This is a genomic window from Caulobacter segnis ATCC 21756 (assembly GCF_000092285.1).
Taxonomy (GTDB): domain Bacteria; phylum Pseudomonadota; class Alphaproteobacteria; order Caulobacterales; family Caulobacteraceae; genus Caulobacter; species Caulobacter segnis.
Genome location: NC_014100.1, coordinates 2,431,382 through 2,450,035 on the forward strand (window position 1 = coordinate 2,431,382; position 18,654 = coordinate 2,450,035).

Annotated in this window: 21 protein-coding genes; all 21 read right to left on the reverse strand. The window is 65.6% G+C overall.

Annotation, left to right across the window (positions count from 1 at the left end; translation table 11 throughout):
• Positions 1–378 precede the first annotated feature (378 nt).
• Entirely contained in the window at positions 379–639 is a 261-nt protein-coding gene (locus CSEG_RS11145; protein WP_013079336.1) for a DUF1467 family protein, read from the reverse strand.
• Positions 639–1,058, reverse strand: coding sequence for a methylmalonyl-CoA epimerase (gene mce / locus CSEG_RS11150; RefSeq protein WP_013079337.1), 420 nt, complete (start codon positions 1,056–1,058; stop codon positions 639–641). The genes CSEG_RS11145 and mce overlap by 1 nt, the downstream gene beginning before the upstream one ends.
• Before the next feature lie 107 nt (positions 1,059–1,165).
• Complete coding sequence (locus CSEG_RS11155) at positions 1,166–2,845, reverse strand: ribonuclease J (RefSeq protein WP_013079338.1); 1,680 nt, start codon at positions 2,843–2,845, stop codon at positions 1,166–1,168.
• The gene (locus CSEG_RS11160) at positions 2,845–3,630 is read right to left on the reverse strand and encodes a type III pantothenate kinase (RefSeq protein WP_041538589.1); all 786 of its coding nucleotides are present in this window, start codon (positions 3,628–3,630) and stop codon (positions 2,845–2,847) included. The genes CSEG_RS11155 and CSEG_RS11160 overlap by 1 nt, the downstream gene beginning before the upstream one ends.
• Entirely contained in the window at positions 3,627–4,382 is a 756-nt protein-coding gene (locus CSEG_RS11165; protein WP_013079340.1) for a biotin--[acetyl-CoA-carboxylase] ligase, read from the reverse strand. Before CSEG_RS11165 ends, CSEG_RS11160 begins: the two co-directional genes overlap by 4 nt.
• The gene (nuoN, locus tag CSEG_RS11170) at positions 4,369–5,814 is read right to left on the reverse strand and encodes an NADH-quinone oxidoreductase subunit NuoN (protein ID WP_013079341.1); all 1,446 of its coding nucleotides are present in this window, start codon (positions 5,812–5,814) and stop codon (positions 4,369–4,371) included. The genes CSEG_RS11165 and nuoN overlap by 14 nt, the downstream gene beginning before the upstream one ends.
• Before the next feature lie 7 nt (positions 5,815–5,821).
• Positions 5,822–7,324, reverse strand: a complete 1,503-nt coding sequence (locus tag CSEG_RS11175) for an NADH-quinone oxidoreductase subunit M (protein ID WP_167535123.1) — start codon at positions 7,322–7,324, stop codon at positions 5,822–5,824.
• Positions 7,321–9,375 (reverse strand): NADH-quinone oxidoreductase subunit L, encoded by a 2,055-nt coding sequence (nuoL, locus tag CSEG_RS11180; protein WP_013079343.1) that lies wholly within the window; start codon positions 9,373–9,375, stop codon positions 7,321–7,323. Before nuoL ends, CSEG_RS11175 begins: the two co-directional genes overlap by 4 nt.
• An 8-nt stretch (positions 9,376–9,383) precedes the next feature.
• On the reverse strand, positions 9,384–9,689 hold the full coding sequence (gene nuoK, locus CSEG_RS11185; protein WP_013079344.1) for an NADH-quinone oxidoreductase subunit NuoK: 306 nt from the start codon (positions 9,687–9,689) through the stop codon (positions 9,384–9,386).
• Positions 9,686–10,303, reverse strand: a complete 618-nt coding sequence (locus tag CSEG_RS11190) for an NADH-quinone oxidoreductase subunit J (protein ID WP_013079345.1) — start codon at positions 10,301–10,303, stop codon at positions 9,686–9,688. Before CSEG_RS11190 ends, nuoK begins: the two co-directional genes overlap by 4 nt.
• An 83-nt stretch (positions 10,304–10,386) precedes the next feature.
• Positions 10,387–10,878: an NADH-quinone oxidoreductase subunit NuoI gene (nuoI, locus tag CSEG_RS11195; RefSeq protein WP_013079346.1), complete on the reverse strand. Its 492-nt coding sequence runs from the start codon at positions 10,876–10,878 to the stop codon at positions 10,387–10,389.
• 10 nt (positions 10,879–10,888) lie between these two features.
• The gene (locus CSEG_RS11200; protein WP_083778385.1) at positions 10,889–11,113 is read right to left on the reverse strand and encodes a hypothetical protein; all 225 of its coding nucleotides are present in this window, start codon (positions 11,111–11,113) and stop codon (positions 10,889–10,891) included.
• Positions 11,110–11,349: a hypothetical protein gene (locus CSEG_RS11205; RefSeq protein ID WP_013079348.1), complete on the reverse strand. Its 240-nt coding sequence runs from the start codon at positions 11,347–11,349 to the stop codon at positions 11,110–11,112. Before CSEG_RS11205 ends, CSEG_RS11200 begins: the two co-directional genes overlap by 4 nt.
• Entirely contained in the window at positions 11,349–12,416 is a 1,068-nt protein-coding gene (nuoH, locus tag CSEG_RS11210) for an NADH-quinone oxidoreductase subunit NuoH (RefSeq protein WP_013079349.1), read from the reverse strand. The genes CSEG_RS11205 and nuoH overlap by 1 nt, the downstream gene beginning before the upstream one ends.
• A 3-nt stretch (positions 12,417–12,419) precedes the next feature.
• Positions 12,420–14,483 carry an NADH-quinone oxidoreductase subunit NuoG gene (gene nuoG / locus CSEG_RS11215; RefSeq protein WP_013079350.1) on the reverse strand — a complete coding sequence of 688 codons (2,064 nt, stop codon included), beginning with the start codon at positions 14,481–14,483 and terminating at the stop codon, positions 12,420–12,422.
• 5 nt (positions 14,484–14,488) lie between these two features.
• Entirely contained in the window at positions 14,489–15,808 is a 1,320-nt protein-coding gene (gene nuoF / locus CSEG_RS11220; protein ID WP_013079351.1) for an NADH-quinone oxidoreductase subunit NuoF, read from the reverse strand.
• Positions 15,809–15,811: 3 nt separating this feature from the next.
• The gene (locus tag CSEG_RS11225; RefSeq protein ID WP_013079352.1) at positions 15,812–16,075 is read right to left on the reverse strand and encodes a hypothetical protein; all 264 of its coding nucleotides are present in this window, start codon (positions 16,073–16,075) and stop codon (positions 15,812–15,814) included.
• Positions 16,072–16,296 carry a hypothetical protein gene (locus CSEG_RS11230; protein ID WP_013079353.1) on the reverse strand — a complete coding sequence of 75 codons (225 nt, stop codon included), beginning with the start codon at positions 16,294–16,296 and terminating at the stop codon, positions 16,072–16,074. The genes CSEG_RS11225 and CSEG_RS11230 overlap by 4 nt, the downstream gene beginning before the upstream one ends.
• 1 nt (position 16,297) lies before the next feature.
• The gene (gene nuoE, locus CSEG_RS11235) at positions 16,298–16,987 is read right to left on the reverse strand and encodes an NADH-quinone oxidoreductase subunit NuoE (RefSeq protein ID WP_013079354.1); all 690 of its coding nucleotides are present in this window, start codon (positions 16,985–16,987) and stop codon (positions 16,298–16,300) included.
• The gene (locus CSEG_RS11240) at positions 16,984–17,316 is read right to left on the reverse strand and encodes a nuclear transport factor 2 family protein (RefSeq protein ID WP_013079355.1); all 333 of its coding nucleotides are present in this window, start codon (positions 17,314–17,316) and stop codon (positions 16,984–16,986) included. The genes nuoE and CSEG_RS11240 overlap by 4 nt, the downstream gene beginning before the upstream one ends.
• On the reverse strand, positions 17,313–18,563 hold the full coding sequence (locus tag CSEG_RS11245) for an NADH-quinone oxidoreductase subunit D (protein ID WP_013079356.1): 1,251 nt from the start codon (positions 18,561–18,563) through the stop codon (positions 17,313–17,315). Before CSEG_RS11245 ends, CSEG_RS11240 begins: the two co-directional genes overlap by 4 nt.
• Positions 18,564–18,654: the final 91 nt, after the last annotated feature.

The window sequence follows — 18,654 nt, forward strand, 5'->3', positions numbered from 1 at the left end:
TGGCAACGCGGTAGAGCCTGTCCGGTTCAGATCTTTGATCTGAACCGGATCAACAGGCTCGTCCCTCCAAGCATGGAAGCGCGACTATCCCAGAAACCGGCTTCCACTTTCTGCGGTCGCGCTTCGGGCTAAAGTAAGGCTCCAGCGAGGCAAAAAGAGAGGCCGCGCGGATCGCCGCGCGGCCTTTCGAGTCATCGTCGGGGAAGACGCCACAGAGCGAGACCGGCAAGGCCGATCTCCTGAAGTCACCCTACCGCTCGAACATCTGTTGGGGCACAGCCATCCATAGGAAGTGCTCACAATGAGCCCATTCGCCCAAGGTTTGAGCGCTTGACGGCAAATTGCTCGCCGCTCGCCCAAGGCTTGTGCAACTGCACGTCACGCGGCCGCCGGCAGGTCCGGTAACGTCACCAGGTGAAAGTGCACGACGAGAAAGAACAGCGTGAAGACAACGGCCGACACCCAGGTCGTGGTGATGAACTTGCGCTTCAGGTTCGGATTGATCGGCGCGCCGGGATCGACGCCCGGCGGCGGCGCGACGCCCGCCTCGTGGAAGCTGCGCGAGCCTAGCGGCAGGACGGCGAACAGCACCGTCCACCAGATGGTCAGATAGATGGCGAACCAGGTGATCGGGCTCATCAGTGATGCGCGTCCTTCGGCGTCTCCATGAGTTCGACCAGCAGGCCGCCCATGTCCTTGGGATGAACGAAGATAATCAGCGTGCCATGCGCGCCGATGCGCGGCTCGCCGAGCACCGTCGCGCCCTTGGCGACCAGAGCGTCACGGGCTTCGTATATGTTCTCGACCTCGAAGCAGATGTGATGCTGACCGCCCTTGGGGTTCTTGGCCAGAAAGCCGTGGATCGGCGACGTCTCGCCATAGGGCTCGATCAGCTCGATCTGGCTGTTGGGCAGGTTGACGAAGCAGACCCAGACCCCCTGCTCCGGCATCGCCCACTTGTCGGTGACCGAGGTGGCGCCGAGCAACTCGCGATACATCTTCACCGACTCGTCGATGGAGGGGGTCGCGACGCCCACGTGGTTGAGCTTGCCGATCATCCTAGAGAACTCCCGCTGCTTTTCTGGTTGTTGGCGAATGGCCTAGCACCAGTGCTGCAGCGCGAAAAGAGCGCGCCGCCGCGACGTTTTCGCGGCGGCGCGTCTTATCAGATGCGCAGGACCGTCGTCTCGACAACGGGCTTGCGCTCCCAGATGCGGAACGCGGCCTTCTTCACCGCGCGCGAGATGGCGCTCTCGATCGTCTCGTCGATCTCGCGGGCGTCGCCGTCGAGCCGCTTGTAGGCGGTCTCGGCCTCTTCGGCGAGATCGTCCAGCGCGTCGTCCAGAGAGTATTCCTCGTCGCCCGTCAGACCGATGCCACGGACCTGCGGCCCCGAGACGATCTTGTTACGGCCGTCCAGGACGATCGAGACCGCCAGCATGCCGTTGAACGCCGCATGCCGACGCTCGCGCAGGGCCTCGCCGTTCTCCGGCGTAACCACACCGCCATCGACATAGAGGCGCCCAGCCGGCACCTCGTCGATGATCTCCGCCCGGCCGGGCGCCAAGCGAACCATGTCGCCGTTGCGCGGGCTGACGGCCTGCGGGACCTGCAGGTCCTTGGCGAAGGCCGCGTGCTCGATCAGGTGGCGACGTTCGCCGTGGGTCGGGACCGCGATCTCCGGACGCACCCACTGGTACATCTGGCGCAGTTCCTCACGGCAAGGGTGGCCCGAGACGTGGATGCCTGGCGTATCGCGCTCGGTGTGCAGGCGCACGCCCCGGTCGGCCAGCTTGTTCTGCAGGTTGCGGATCGGGATCTCGTTCCCCGGGATGACCCGCGAGCTGAAGATCACGTGGTCGCCAGCGCCCAGCTTGACGTGCGGATGGCTGCCGTCGGCGATCCGCGACAAGGCCGCGCGGGCCTCGCCCTGACTGCCGGTGCACAGGAACAGGATTTCGTTCTCGGGCAGATGCTTGGCCTGGTCGTCGTTGATGAAGGGCTCGATGCCCTCGAGCAGACCGACCGAGCGCGCCGCGGCCGCCATCCGGTGCATCGAGCGACCGGCCAGGCAGACCTTGCGGCCGCAAGCCTGGGCCGCGCGGATCACCGTATCCATGCGCGCCACGTTCGAGGCGAAGCAGGCGACGGCGATCTTGCCCTTCAGGCTCTTGATCAGATTGCCGAGCGCCTCGCGAACATCCGCCTCGGAGCCCGCCGTGCCTTCAACAAAAACGTTGGTGCTGTCGCAGACCATGGCCAGCACGCCCTCGTCGCCGAGGCGGCGCAGCGCGGCGTCATCGGTCGGCGCGCCTAGCTGAGGTTCGGGATCGATCTTCCAGTCGCCCGTGTGCAGGATGGTCCCCAGTGGCGTCTTGATCGCCAGGCCGTTCGGCTCGGGGATCGAGTGCGTCAGCGTGATCAGCTCCAGCGAGAACGGACCGAGTTCGAACGTCCCGCCCAAGGGGATCTCGGTGATCGGCACCTCGTCCAGCAGGCTCGCGTCGCGCAGCTTCTCGCGCAGCAGGAAAGCGGTGAACGGCGTTGCGAACACCGGAGCTTTCAGGCGCGGCCACAGCCAGTGCACGGCGCCCAGATGGTCTTCGTGCGCGTGAGTCAGGACGATGCCGAGGATGTCGTCGGCATAGGGCTCGATGAACTCGGGGTCGGGCAGGATGATCTCGACGCCCGGAGTCGTCTGGTCGCCGAACGTCACGCCCAGGTCGACCACGATCCATTTGCGATCGTGCGCCGGCCCGAAGCCGTACAGGTTGAAGTTCATGCCGATCTCGTTCGACCCGCCAAGCGGCAGGAAGACGAGTTCGTCGTCTTTGGATTTTTTCATCAGGTCTCGGAAATGGTGTTTCGGCGGTAGATTTCTAGGAGGCCCCGGATCGTCAGATCGGGGTCAAAGTGGTCGATGCTGTCGGTGGCGCCCTCGAACAGGGAGGCGACGCCACCGGTGGCGATAACGGTCATGGGCTCGCCGCGCTCGGCCTTGATGCGCGAGACAAGGCCCTCGATCAGAGAGATATAGCCCCAGAACACGCCCGATTGCATGGCGGACACAGTATCCGTGCCCACGATCCTGTTACCGGCCGGGCGCTGGATGGCGATCCGAGGCAGCTTCGCCGCCGCTTCGTGCAGCGCCTGCATCGAAAGATTGATGCCGGGCGAAATGATCCCACCCTCGAAGGCGCCGTCGGCGGCCACGATGTCGAAGGTGGTGGCCGTGCCGCTGTCGATCACAATCAGCGGGCCCGGATAGACCATGCCAGCCCCGATCGCGTTGACCAGGCGGTCGGCGCCGGCCTCGGAGGGTTTCTCGATACGGACATCGATTCCGAGGTTGGCGTTCTCGCCGATCACCAACGGCTCGACGTTGAAATAACGGCGCGAGAGGTTGCGCAGATTGAAGATCGACTGCGGCACCACGCTGGAGATGATCACCGCGTCGATGGCCCGGAAGCCCAATCCCTGCATGGACAGCAGTTGCGACAGCCACACGACGTATTCGTCGGCGGTGCGGGTGCTCTCGGTCGCCGAACGCCACTGCGCCACCCACGACTGGCCGTCGTGAATGGCGAACATGGTGTTGGTGTTGCCCTGTTCAATGGCGAGCAGCATCAGACGCCTCCGAAAAACACGTCGCCGGCGGTGATCCGGCGCAGATGGCCGTCGGGAAGACGGAGCCTCAGCGCGCCGTCGGCGTCTAGCCCCTCGGCGATACCTTCGACTGTCTCCGTCCCCAAACGGGCGACGCAGGGCTCGCCCAAGCCGTGCGCCAGAGCGGTCCACGCATCGGCGATAGCGGGGAAACCCAGTGTGCTCCAGACGCCGAACCAGCGCTCGAACGCTTCGGCCAGCACCTCGATGGCTTCGGTCGGGGACGGCGGCAGGGTCTCGCTGTAGGTCGCGATCGAGGTCCCCGGCCGCTCGGAATCAATGGGCTTGCGCCTCAGGTTCACGCCAATCCCGACGGCGAGCCAAAGCCCGCCCAGCGGCGAAGCGCCGGACTCGATCAGGATGCCGCTGACTTTCAGGCCGCCCAGCAGCGGATCATTGGGCCACTTCAAGCTAACCAGAGAGGCCGGCACATACCTGGCCAGCATGTCCGCCACGGCCAAGGCCGCGACGAAGGACACCTGGGCCGCCTCGCCAGGCGGCTTATCCGTTCGGAAGAGCAGAGTGGCGGCGAGGTTGCCCTCGCCCGTCTCCCAAGGGCGGCCGCGACGGCCGCGCCCGGCGGTCTGGCGCAGGCCTACCAGCCAGAAGGGGCCGGCCTCGCCCGCCTCGGCCCGACGACGGGCCTCGGCGTTGGTGGAGTCGATCTCGTCGAGGACGATGACGGGCGCGGCGCCCGTCACGTCACGCGTGACCAAAGGCGGCCGCGGCGGCCTTGGCGGCCGGATCCAGCCACACCAGGGCCACCAGCACGATCGGGAACGAGAAGATCGCGGCGGCGTAGCCGACGGCGCGGGCCGACGGCGACGGAGCGTCGACCGAGCCGGCCGGAGCGTCGAACCACATCGATTTGATCAGGCGCAGGTAGTAGAACGCCGCGACGACCGAGCCGACCAGGCCAAGAACCGCGGCCCACTGCATCATCACGTCGCCCGTGCCCAGGGCCGCCTTGAAGACATAGTACTTCGACCAGAAACCCGAGAACGGCGGCAGGCCCAACGCCGACAGCGAGAACGCGGTCATGGCGATGGCGACGCCCGGACGTTCCTTGATCAGGCCCGCCATGTCCTCGATCGTCTCCATGGGCTTGCCGTCGCGGTTCAAAGCCTGAAGACAAGCAAAGAAGCCCGTGACGTCGACCATGTAGAGGGTCATGAACAGCAGCATCGACTGCAGGCCGACCTCGCCGCCGGTCGCGACGCCCAGCAGGGCGTAGCCGACATTGGCGATCGACGAATAGGCCCACAGGCGCTTCAGGTTGGTCTGAGCCAGGCCCGCGAAGGCGCCGACGAAGACAGACAGCAGGGCCGCGATCACCAGGATCTGGCGCCACTGCTCGACCGCGCCCGGGAAGGCGTCGCCCAGTACGCGGGCGAACATCATCATGGCGGCGAGCTTCGGGGCGGCGGCGAAGAAGCCGACGACCGGGGTCGGCGCGCCTTCGTAGACGTCCGGCGTCCACATGTGGAACGGCGCGGCCGAAACCTTGAACGCCAGGCCGCAGATCAGGAACACCAGGCCGAACAGCAGGCCGACGCCGTGCGAACCGCCATGAGCGGCGGCCAGGGCGATCTGACTGAAGTGGGTCGAGCCGGTGAAGCCGTAGATCAGCGAGCTGCCGTACAGCAGCAGGCCCGACGACAGCGCGCCCAGCACGAAGTACTTGAGGCCCGCTTCCGAAGACTTGGCGTCGTCGCGGCGCATGGCGGCCAGCACGTACAGGGCCAGCGACTGCAGCTCGACGCCGACATAGAGGCTGATCAGGTCGCCGGCCGAGGCGGTGACGCCCATGCCGACGGCGGCCAGGATCACCAGCACGGCGAACTCGAACTTCTGGTCGCCGCGCTGGGCCAGCCAGCGGTCGCCGAGCACGACGGCGACGGCGCTCGACAGATAGATGGCGACCTTGGCGTAGGTCGCCGCGGCGTCGGCCGCGTAGACGCCGCCGAAGGCGCGGCCGTGCGGGCCAAGGACCGCCGTGGCGGCGGCCGCCACCAACGCGGCGACGGCCGCGAGGGTGAAGATCGCGCCGACCTTGCCCCGGAAGGCGCCGGCGACCAGCAGGACAAGCGCCGCGACCGCGAGAACGATCTCAGGCAGCACGAGCGAGAAGTTGGCGAAAAACGTCATAGGCCCCTCACCCGCCCAGGGCGGCGCGCCAGGCGCCGACCAACGCGTCGACGGAAGACGCGGTCAGGTTGAACACAAGATTGGGATAGATGCCCAGCACCAGGGTCATGATGATGAGCGGGACGAACAGCAGGATCTCGCGAGCGTCCAGGTCCGTGATGGTCTTCAGCTCGGGATTGGTGATCTCGCCGTACATCACTCGACGATAAAGCGTCAGGGCGTACATGGCCGACAGGATCACGCCGGTGGCCGCAACGATCGCCGTCCAAGTCGACGCCTTGTAGACGCCGGTCATGGTCAGGATTTCACCGACGAAGCCCGACGTGCCCGGCAGACCGACGTTGCCCATCGTGAACAGCAGGAACACGAAGGCGTAGTGCGGCATGCGGTTGGTCAGGCCGCCGTAGAAGGCGATCTCGCGGGTGTGCATGCGGTCGTAGACCACGCCGACGCAGAGGAAGAGCGCGCCGGAGATCACCCCGTGGCTCAGCATCTGGAACAACGCGCCCTGCTCGCCGGCGGCGTTGCCCGAGAAGATGCCCATGGTCACGAAGCCCATGTGGGCGACCGACGAATAGGCGATCAGCTTCTTGATGTCGGTCTGACGGAACGCGACCAGCGAGGTGTAGACGATAGCGATCGCCGACATCGCGAACACCAGCGGCTGGAACATCTCGGAGGCGTGCGGGAACATCGGCAGGCTGAAGCGCATGAAGCCATAGCCGCCCATCTTCAGCAGGATGCCCGCCAGGATGACCGAACCGGCCGTCGGCGCCTCGACGTGCGCGTCGGGCAGCCAGGTGTGCACCGGCCACATCGGCATTTTCACCGCGAACGAGGCGAAGAAGGCCAGCCAGAGCCAGGTCTGCAGCCACGGCGCGAACTTGAAGGTCATCAGCGCCGGGATCGACGAGGTGCCCGAGATGCTGATCATCGCCAGAATGGCGGCCAGCATCAGCACCGAGCCGAGCAGCGTGTAGAGGAAGAACTTGTAGGCCGCGTACACCCGACGCTTGCCGCCCCAGATGCCGATGATCAAGAACATCGGGACCAGGCCGAACTCGAAGAACAGGTAGAACAGCACTAGGTCCAGCGCGGCGAACACACCGATCACCAGGGTCTCGAGGACCAGGAAGGCGATCAGGTACTCGACGACGCGCTTCTCGACCGACTTCCAACTGGCGATGATGCAGATCGGCAGCAGGAACGCGGTCAGAAGGACGAACAGCACCGAGATGCCGTCGACGCCCATCCGGTAGTGCAGGCCGGCGAACCAGGCGAAGTCTTCCACGAACTGGAAGCCCGGGTTCTTCGGGTCGAACTGGACGGTCAGGACGATCGACAGGCCGAACGTGACCAAGGTGGTCACGAGCGCGATCCACTTGGCCAGGACGTCGGTCTTTTCCCCCGCGCCATGCAGGGCGCGCGCGGCGAGGATCACCGCGACGCCGACGATGGGCGCGAAGGTCGTAAGGCTGAGAAGGCCGCTCATTAGCTCCGTCCCCCTCAACGGAAGGCGTACAGGGCGAAGGTCAGCAGGCCGGCGACGCCGAGCAGCATGACAAACGCGTAGTGGTAGACGTAACCGGTCTGCAGCTTGCCGGTGCGCTTGCCGACCTCATACGAGACCGCGCTGACGCCATCCGGGCCGAGGCCGTCGATGATCTTCTGGTCGCCGCCCTTCCAGAACAGGTCGCCGAGGAACTTGGCCGCGCGCACGAAGGTGGCTTGGTACAGCTCGTCGAAGAACCACTTGTTGTAGAAGAAGACGTACAGCGGGCCCTTGCGCTCGGCCAGTTTCAGGCCCAGGCGCTCGTCGCCCTTGATCAGGTAGACGTAGACCGCGATCAGCAGGCCGACCAGCGAAGCGATCAGCGGGCTCCACTTCACCCAATCGGCGACTTCGTGCGCGTGGTGCAGCACTTGGTTGCTCGGGGCGGTGAAGATCGCGCCGCGCCAGAACTCTTCCTGGTGGTGGCCGACGAAGTAACCGTTGAACACGAAGCCGGCCGCGACGGCGCCGATCGACAGCACGACCAGCGGGAACAGCATCACCCACGGACTCTCGTGCGGCTTGTGGTCGTGACCGTGGCCGTGATCGTCGTGGGCGTGCGCATGGTCGTCATGACCATGAGCGTCGTGGCCGTGCGCGTCGTGAGCGTGGTGGTCGTCATGACCCCAGCGCGCCTTGCCGTTGAAGGTGAAGAAGGCCAGGCGCCACGAGTAGAACGAGGTTAGGCCCGCCACCAGGACGCCGATGACCCAGGCGAACATGGCGATCGAATTGTGACCACCCGCGGCGAACGCCGCCTCGATGATGGTGTCCTTCGAGTAGAAGCCGGCGAAGCCCAGATGCAGCGGCGGGAAGCCGAGGCCCGTGATGGCGATCGTGCCGATCGTCATGGCGATGAAGGTCACCGGCAGCAGCTTGGCCAGCGCGCCGTAGCGACGCATGTCCTGCTCGTGGTGCATGCCGTGGATCACCGAACCGGCGCCCAGGAACAGCAACGCCTTGAAGAAGGCGTGGGTGAACAGGTGGAACATGGCCGCCTGATAGGCGCCGACGCCGGCCGCGAAGAACATGTAGCCCAGCTGCGAACAGGTCGAGTAGGCGATCACGCGCTTGATGTCGTTCTGGGTCAGGCCGACCGTGGCGGCGAACAGGGCCGTCACCGCGCCGATGACCGTGACGATGTTCTTGGCGACGGGCGCGTATTCGAACATCGGCGACAGCAGGCACAGCATGTAGACGCCGGCGGTCACCATGGTGGCCGCGTGGATCAGGGCCGACACCGGGGTGGGGCCTTCCATGGCGTCCGGCAGCCAGGTGTGCAGGAAGAACTGCGCCGACTTGCCCATCGCGCCGATGAACAGCAGGAAGCAGGCGATATCCATCAGCGGCCAGACGTGACCGGCGAATTCCCAGGTCTTGCCGGCGTTGGCCTGGATCATCGGGAACAGCTCGGCGAACTGGATCGTGCCGAACGCCCAGTAGGTCGTCATGATGCCCAGGGCGAAGCCGAAGTCGCCGACGCGGTTGACCACGAAGGCCTTGATGGCGGCGGCGCTGGCCGAGGGCTTCTTGAACCAGAAGCCGATCAGCAGATACGAGGCCAGGCCCACGCCCTCCCAGCCGAAGAACAGCTGCATAAAGTCGGCGGCGGTGACCAGCGACAGCATGGCGAAGGTGAACAGCGACAGGTACGCGAAGAAGCGCGGCCGGCTGTCGTCCTCGGCCATGTAGCCCCAGGAATAGATGTGCACGAGGGCCGAGACCGTCGTGACCACGATCAGCATGGTCGCCGACAGGGCGTCGATGCGGATCGACCAGTTGGCCTGGAAGTCGCCGATGTGGATGAACGGCAGCAGGTTGACCGTGAAGGCCTCCATGTGCCCCCAGGTCCACTGGCTGAACGTGTACCAGGACAGCGCGCAGGACAGGATCAGCGCGCCGGTGGTGACCGACTGCGAAGCCACATCGCCGATGCGGCGGCCGAACAGGCCGGCGATGGCCGCGGCGATGATCGGCGCGAAAACGAGAATGGTGACAAGCGTCTGCATGACGTCGCTTAGCCCTTCATCATGCTGGCGTCGTCAACCGCGATATCGCCGCGGTTGCGGAAGAAGGTGACGAGGATCGCCAGACCCACGGCCGCCTCGGCGGCGGCCACGGTCAGCACGAACATGGCGAAGATCTGCCCCGCCACGTCGTGCAGGTAGGCAGAGAACGCCACGAGATTGATGTTCACCGCCAGCAGGATCAGCTCGATCGACATCAGGATGACGATGATGTTCTTGCGGTTCACGAAGATGCCGAAGACGCCGATCGTGAACAGGATCGCGGCGACGACGAGATAGTGCGGAAGGCCGATCATTCGGAGATCCCCTCACCCGGCTTGATCTGAACCAGCGTCATGCCGGTCTTGGGCGTGCGGGCGACCTGCTTGCCGATGTCCTGGCGCTTGACGCCCGGCTTGTGGCGCAGGGTCAGGACGATGGCGCCGATCATGGCGACCAGCAGCACCAGGCCCGCCAGTTGGAAGAAGAAGATGTAGTCGGTGTAGAGCACGCGACCGATCGCTTCGGTGTTCGGAACACCGCCGGGCGAGGCGTTCGGCAGACCGTTCTTGGCGGCCGCGCCGTTCGTGGCCACCGTCGCGGCGACGAAGATCATCTCCAGCGTCAGGATCCCACCGACCAGGCCGCCGATCGGCAGGTACTGAGCAAAGCCCTGACGAAGCTCGGCGAAGTCCACGTCCAGCATCATGACGACGAACAGGAACAGCACCGCGACCGCGCCCACATAGACGACGATCAGCAGCATCGCCAAGAACTCCGCGCCCAACAGGACGAAGAGGCCGGCGGCCGAAAAGAAGGCGGTGATCAGGAAGAGCACCGAGTGCACCGGGTTCCGGGCCGACACGACGAGAAGACCCGCCGCGATGGTCACGAAAGCCAGCAGATAGAAAGCGATCGCCTGCAAGGCCATTGGCCCAGGTGCTCCCCTGAAAACTTAAAGTCCAATGACGGCTCGCCGGACGACGCGCCGCCTCCTAGGATTCGGCCCCGTCTTTAGCGGTAGGGCGCGTCCAACTCCAGATTCTTCGCGATCAGGCGCTCCCAGCGGTCGCCGTTATCGAGAAGACGTTCCTTGTCGTAGTAGAGCTCTTCGCGGGTCTCGGTCGCGAACTCGATGTTCGGGCCTTCCACGATGGCGTCGACCGGGCAGGCCTCCTGGCACAGGCCGCAGTAGATGCACTTGACCATGTCGATGTCGTAGCGGGTCGTCCGGCGGCTGCCGTCCTCGCGCGGCTCGGCTTCGATCGTGATGGCCTGTGCCGGGCAAACCGCTTCACACAGCTTGCAGGCGATGCAGCGCTCTTCGCCCGACGGATAGCGACGCAGGGCGTGCTCGCCGCGGAAGCGAGGCGACTGCGGGTTGCGCTCGTTCGGATAGATCACGGTCTTCTTCGGCGCGACCATGTACTTCATGGCCAGGCCGAACGCGCCCGCGAAGTCCAAGAGGGCAGCGCCCTTGACCGCCTGAGTGATGCGCTGGAACACCAGAGCTCTCCTAACACTTTTCCTTAGGGAAGGGACGGACGTCCCTGCCCTGCTCTTTCTGCTGCCGCCTCACGGTCTGCTCGAGGACGCACTTCTTGGTCTTGGCGTCTTCCTTGCGACGCGCCTCGACCTTGTCCTCCAGCGTCCGCTGTGGCGGTCGCGGAATATTCGGCCCCCAGGTCGAACAACCGGCCAGAAGGCCGACCATCGCAATCCCGAGGAGACCCCGCGTCATTTCCCGGCCCGGGGAATGACGCAGGTGTAGTTCGACAGCTGGGCCGGATCACCGCCGTCCTGCTTGGACTGGATGATCCCACCGTCGGCCTTGCACTTGTCGCCCGCGCGCCGCAGGTCGTCGTAGCTGACGACCCCGTCGCCCAGGGAGTACGAGCGGTCCGGCGCCGTGACGGCCTGACAGGCCGCCAAGGTCAGGCCGCTCAGGCCCAGGGCGATCAGCGCGCTCCCGCGCATCAGGCGCCCGGACCGAACACGCGCCAGGCGGCGACCGCGGCGACCAGCACCAGCGACGTCGGCAGGAACACCTTCCAGCCCAGACGCATCAGTTGATCGTAGCGGTAGCGGGGCACGATGGCCTTCGCCATGGCGAACATGAAGAACCAGAAGACGATCTTGGCGTAGAACACCAAGGCCAGCAGCAGGTTGACCAGGAACGGCGGCGGCCAGCCGGCGGTGAAGCCGATCGGGAAGCCCGGGTTCCAGCCGCCGAAGAACAGCACGCTGATCATGGCGCACATCAGAACGATGTTCGAATACTCGGCCACCATGAACAGCAGGTACGGGGTCGAGCTGTACTCGACCTGGTAACCGGCCACGAGTTCGGATTCAGCTTCGGGAAGGTCGAACGGCGGACGGTTCGTCTCGGCGAGGCCCGAGATGTAGAACATGCCCATGGCCACGACCATGACCGGCAGCAGGATGATGTTCTGCAGGCCCGCGCCGCCAAAGACGTTCCAGTTCCAGAACCAGCCCGACTGCTTCTCGACGATGGTCGACAGGTTCATCGAACCGGCCAGCAGGATCACCGTGATGATGATCAGGCCGATCGAGACTTCGTACGACACCATCTGCGCCGCCGAGCGCAGCGCGCCCAGGAACGGGTACTTCGAGTTCGAAGCCCAGCCCCCCATGATGATGCCATAGACGCCCAGCGAGCTCATCGCCAGCAGGTAGAGGATGCCGACGTTGAGGTTCGAGACGACCCAGCCCGGCGCGAACGGCACCACGGCCCAACCGACGAAGCCCAGGATCAGGCTGATCAACGGGGCCAGGATGAAGACCACCTTGTCGGCGCCGGCCGGGATCACGATCTCCTTCAGCACAAACTTGAAGAAGTCGGCGAAGGACTGCAGCAGGCCGAAAGGACCAACGACGTTGGGGCCTTTGCGCATCTGGACGCCGGCCCAGATCTTGCGGTCGGCCAGCAGCAGGAAGGCCAGGCTCAGAAGAACCCAGATCACGACCAGCAGGATGCCGCCGGTCGTCAGGCCAAACCAGAGAAGCGGATTGGTCGAGTCCACGATTTACTCCGCGGCGATCTTGGCGGCGCCGGAAGCCACGGCCGCGCATTCGGCCATGGTCACGCTGGCGCGCGCGATGGGATTGGTCAGGTGGAAGGCCTTGATCGGGCTCTCGAACGGCGCGTCCGAGGCCTCGCCGGCGCCGCCCAGGGCCCCGACGTCGAACGACGTGGCGACCGAGCCCGGCGCGTAGTCGATCTGGCCGAAGGTCGGGTGGTCGGCGAAAAGCTTGGCGCGCAGTTGGTCCAGGCTGTCATAGGGCAGCTTGTGGCCGAGAACTTCGGACAGCGCCCGCAGGATCGACCAGTCTTCCTTGGCCTCGCCCTTCGGGAACACCGCGCGCTTGCCCATCTGAACGCGACCTTCGAGGTTCACGTAGAGGCCGTTCTTCTCGGTGTAGGCCGCACCCGGCAGGATCACGTCGGCCTTGTGCGCGCCGGCGTCGCCGTGCGTGCCGAGGTAGATCTTGAAGGCGCCGGTGGCGGCGGTCTCGCACTCGTCGGCGCCCAGCAGGAACAGGACGTCCAGAGCGCCCGGCTTCAGCATGTCGGCGGTCGATAGACCGCCCTCGGCCGGGACGAAGCCCATGTCGAGGCCAGCGACGCGCGCGGCGGCGGTGTGCAGGACGTTCCAGCCGTTCCAACCCTCGCGGACGACCTTCATCGTCTTGGCGAGACCCGCGGCGGCCTTGAGGATCGCCGCGCCGTCGGCGCGGGCGAGAGCGCCCTGGCCGATGATGATGGCGGGACGCTCGGCGGCCTTCAGCGCGGCGACGAAGTCGCTCTTGCTCTTGGCCAGGCCCGACAGCGTCTGAGCGCCGGCGCCCAGATAGTCGTAGCCGAAGGTCAGGTCGGCTTGCTCGCCGATCACGCCGAAGCGGGTCTTGCCGGCGATCCACTGCTTGCGGAAGCGGGCGTTCAGCACCGACGCTTCGACGCGCGGATTGGCGCCGACGAACAGCACCACGTCGGCGTTCTCGATGCCGGCGATCGTGGAGTTGAACAGCCAGCTCTCGCGCGGACCGTAACCCAGAGCCGCGCCGTCTTGGCGGCTGTCGAGGTTCTTCACGCCCAGGGCGGTGAAGAGGTCCTTGGTCGCCTTCAGGCTTTCGGCGTCTTGCAGGTCGCCAGCGATCACGCCGATGCGCTCGGGCTTGGCCGCCTTGATCTTGCCGGCGACGGCCGCGAAGGCCTCGGCCCAGGTGGCCGGCTTCAGCTTGCCGTCGGCGCTACGAACATACGGACGATCCAGGCGCTGGCGCTGCAGGCCATCGACCGCGTAGCGAGTCTTGTCCGAGATCCACTCTTCGTTGACGTCCTCGTTGACGCGCGGCAGCACGCGCAGCACGGCGGCGCCGCGGGCGTCGACCCGGATGGCCGAGCCCAGAGCGTCCATGACGTCGACGCTCTCGGTCTTCTTCAGCTCCCAGGGGCGCGCCTCGAACGCGTAGGGCTTCGAGGTCAGGGCGCCGACCGGGCAGAGGTCGATGACATTGGCGCTGAGCTCCGACGTCACCGCCGCGCCCAGATAGGTCGTGATTTCAACGTCTTCGCCGCGCGAGATCAGGCCGATTTCCGGCGAGCCGGCGACCTCGGTGATGAAGCGGACGCAGCGCGTGCATTGGATGCAGCGCGTCATCACGGTCTTGATCAGCGGGCCCATGGCCTTTTCTTCGACCGCGCGCTTGTTCTCTTCGTAGCGGCTGTCGTCGCGGCCATAGCCCATGGCTTGGTCCTGCAGGTCGCACTCGCCGCCCTGGTCGCAGATCGGGCAATCCAGCGGGTGGTTGATGAGCAGGAACTCCATCACCCCTTCGCGAGCCTTCTTGACCATCGGAGTCTTGGTGAAGATCTCCTGGCCCTCGGCGGCCGGAAGCGCGCAGGAAGCCTGGGGCTTCGGCGGGCCGGGCTTCACCTCGACGAGGCACATCCGGCAGTTGCCGGCGATGGACAGGCGTTCGTGGTAGCAGAAGCGCGGGATTTCCTCACCGGCCAGTTCCGCGACCTGCAGAACCGTCATGCCGGGTTCGAACTCGACTTCGACGCCATTGACCTTGGCGATAGCCATTCTTGTTACTCCGCCGCGATCAGCTTGGCGCCCTGCACGTGCAGGCGACCGCTACGATAGGAAGCGATCCGTTCCTCCACCTCATGGCGGAAGTGACGGAACAGGCCCTGGATCGGCCAGGCGGCCGCGTCGCCCAGGGCGCAGATGGTGTGACCCTCGACCTGGGTCGTGACGTCCAACAGGGTGTCGATCTCTTTCGGATCGGCCTCGCCGGTCGCCATGCGCTCCATGACCCGCCACATCCAGCCGGTGCCCTCGCGGCACGGCGTGCACTGGCCGCAGCTCTCGTGCTTGTAGAAGTACGACAGGCGGGCGATGGCGCGGACGAGGTCGGTCGACTTGTCCATGACGATGACGGCGGCGGTGCCGAGGCCCGAGCGCAGGTTGCGCAGGGCGTCAAAGTCCATGGGCAGGTCTTCGCACTGCTCGGCCGGGATCATCGGCACCGACGAGCCGCCCGGGATGACGGCCTTCAGGTTCCCCCAGCCGCCCCGGATGCCGCCGCAGTGATCCTCAATCAACTGGCGGAACGGGATGCTCATCGCTTCTTCGACGTTGCAGGGCAGGTTCACGTGGCCCGAGACGCAGAAGAGCTTGGTGCCGGCGTTGTTCGGACGGCCAAAGCCCGCAAACCAGGCCGCGCCGCGGCGCAGGATCGTGCCGGCGACGGCGATCGACTCGACGTTGTTGACCGTGGTCGGCATGCCGTAGAGGCCCGCGCCGGCCGGGAACGGCGGCTTCAGGCGCGGTTGGCCCTTCTTGCCTTCCAGGCTCTCCAGCAGGGCCGTCTCTTCGCCGCAGATGTACGCGCCGGCGCCGTGGTGGACGTAGAGATCGAAGTCCCAGCCGTGGACATTGTTCTTGCCGATCAGCTTTGCCTCGTAGGCCTGCTTGATCGCCGCTTCCAGGCGCTCGCGCTCGAAGACATATTCGCCGCGGATGTAGATGTAGCAGGCGTTGGCCAGCATGGCGCGCGAGGCGATCAGGCAGCCTTCGATCAGGAGGTGCGGGTCATGCCGCATGATCTCCCGGTCCTTGCAGGTGCCCGGCTCGGATTCGTCGGCGTTGACGACCAGGTAGTGAGGACGACCTTCCTTCACTTCCTTGGGCATGAACGACCACTTCAGGCCGGTCGAGAAACCGGCGCCGCCCCGGCCGCGCAGGCCGGAGTTTTTCATGTTGTCGATGATCCAGTCGCGCCCGGCGTCCAGGATGTCCTTGGTGCCATTCCAGCAGCCGCGCTTCTTCGCGCCCTCAAGGCCCCAGTCCTGGAGACCGTAGAGGTTCGTGAAGATGCGGTCCTTGTCTTCGAGGATACCGACCATGACTCAGCTTTGCGGATCGAATGGATGGGCGCGCACATAGCGCGTCCGACGAAGGATGACATAGGCGAAAAGCGACCAACCCACGCCAATCGTGACGAGGCCGGCCCAAGCCGCCCAAAACGGTGCGCCCTGAACGGAGCGGCCCCAGATCAAGAGCAGCGCGCCGACGAGGCAGGCCAGGAGACCCAGGCCGCGCTCGCGGCGGCCCACGCTCTTGACCGTGTTGAAATAGGCCGTCCGACGGGCGTCGAGAGCATTGTCGGTCACGACGCGCCCTCCTCGCCCTTGGCCGCGCGCATCCAGCCCAGGATGAACCAGACGTGCGAGCCCAGGCCGGCGACGATCGCGCCCAGGAAGACCAGCCGCAGCCAGTCGATCCGGAGCGACACCGCGCCGTAGATCGAGACGCCGGCCAGCACGAAGCACACCGCGTTGATGACGAGCATCGCGGTCAGGCGCTTCTTCTGGAGGGCGGCGTCAGCGGTCATGTCAGGCTGCCGGCTCCGACTTGGCCTTCGAGGCCTTGGGCTTCTCGGGCAGGTTCGGTATCTTGATCTTCTTGGCGGCCGAGCCGTCGTACAGCTTCGGGTCCGTCAGGGTTTGGATCTTGCCCTTCGGCTCCGAGGCCACGCGGCCGTCATAGCTGCCCGGCTTAGGCGACTTGCCGGCGGCAAAGTCGTCCAGGATCTGGGCTAGGCTCTCCGGCGTCAGGTCTTCGTAATAGTAGTCGTTGATCGCGGCCATCGGGGCGTTGCAGCACGCGCCCAGGCACTCGACCTCTTCCCAGCTGAACTTGCCGTCGGCCGAGACATGGTTGGCCTCGCCGATCTTGTCCTTCAGCACCGCCTTCAGATCCAGCGCGCCGCGCAGCTGGCAGGGCGTGGTGCCGCAAAGCTGCACGAAGGCGACCTTGCCGACCGGCTGCAGCTGGAACATCACGTAGAATGTGGCCACTTCCAGAACGCGGATGACCGGCATCTCGAGCTGCTTGGCGATCTCCTGGATCGCGGGCTCGGAGATCCAGCCTTCCTGCTTCTGGGCCAGCCACAGCATCGGGATCACCGCCGACTGCTTGCGGGCGGCGGGATACTTGGCTTTCCACCAGTCGGCCTTGGCCTGGCTTTCCTTCGAGAAGGTGAAGCTGGCGGGCTGTTCCTTGGCGAGACGACGTACGCTCATCGGGCGAAATCCACGCGGGCGATCTTGTCGCCGTTGAAGGTGTAGATGGCGGCGACCTCGAACACGGGGTCGCCATTGCCGCGGTCGACGCGCTCGTGATCGATCACGTTCGAGCCGACCACGATGCGGTTCAGCAGCTGGGCCTTATTGTTCGGAAAGTCTGAAAAGACCTTTTCGTACCAGGCCCGGTAAGCCTCGATGCCCGTGCGCGCGACGTCGCCGTTCAGGCCGCCCACGACCACGTCGTCGGCGAAGTGGGCGCAGTGCCCGTCCAGGTCCTGGGCGTTGTAGGCGTCGAGCTGCGCCTGGGCGATATCAGCCAGGCTCAACGGTCGATCTCCCCGAACACGATATCCAGCGAGCCCAGGATGGCCGAGACGTCAGCCAGCTGGTGGCCGCGGTTCATCCAGTCCATGGCCGCCAAGTGCGGGAAGCCCGGCGCGCGAATCTTGCAGCGGTATGGCTTGTTGGTGCCGTCCGACACCACGAACACGCCGAACTCGCCCTTCGGGGCCTCGACGCAGGCGTAGACCTCGCCTTCCGGCGTCTTGAAGCCCTCGGTGTAGAGCTTGAAGTGGTGGATCAGCGCTTCCATCGAGCGCTTCATCTCGGCGCGACGCGGCGGCGAGACCTTGTTGTCTTCCGACAGCACCGGACCGTGCGTCTTGCGCAACATCTCACAGGCCTGGCGGATGATCTTGGTCGACTCGCGCATCTCCTGCATCCGGCAGAGATAGCGATCGTAGCAGTCGCCGTTCTTGCCCAGCGGGATGTCGAACTCGAAGTCGTTGTAGTTCTCGTAGGGCTGGCTGCGGCGCAGGTCCCAGGCGATGCCCGAACCGCGCACCATCACGCCCGAGAAGCCCCAGTCGATCGCTTCTTCCTTGGTCACGACGCCGATATCGACGTTGCGCTGCTTGAAGATGCGGTTGTCGGTGATCAGGCCTTCGATGTCGTCGCAGATCTTGGGGAACGCCTTGGCCCAGGCGTCGATGTCCTCGATCAGTTCCGGCGGCAGGTCTTGGTGCACGCCGCCCGGACGGAAGTAGTTGGAGTGCAGGCGAGCGCCGCAGGCGCGCTCGTAGAACACCATCAGCTTCTCGCGCTCCTCGAAGCCCCAGAGCGGCGGCGTCAGGGCGCCGACGTCCATGGCCTGGGTCGTCACGTTCAGCAGGTGGTTCAGGATCCGGCCGATTTCCGAATAGAGCACGCGGATGATCTGGCCGCGGATCGGCACTTCGACGCCGAGCAGCTTCTCGATGGCCAGGCAGAAGGCGTGCTCCTGGTTCATCGGCGCCACGTAGTCGAGGCGGTCGAAGTACGGGATGTTCTGCAGGTAGGTGCGCGCTTCCATCAGCTTCTCGGTGCCGCGATGCAGCAGGCCGATGTGCGGATCGACGCGTTCGACGATTTCGCCGTCCAGCTCCAGCACCAGACGCAGCACGCCGTGCGCGGCCGGGTGTTGCGGGCCGAAGTTGATGTTGAACTTGCGGACAGGCGTCTCCGGAATGGCCGGAGCCGTCGCCTCGTCTCGGAAGTAGTCGGTCGCCGCGGCGGGCGAGTTCGTGCCGGTCATGGCTACGGACCTTCGTTACACTGTTCCATGCCAGAGCTGGCGATCGGCCAATCCCGGCAAGTGATCTTGGAGCCCGACGTCGTCGACGCCG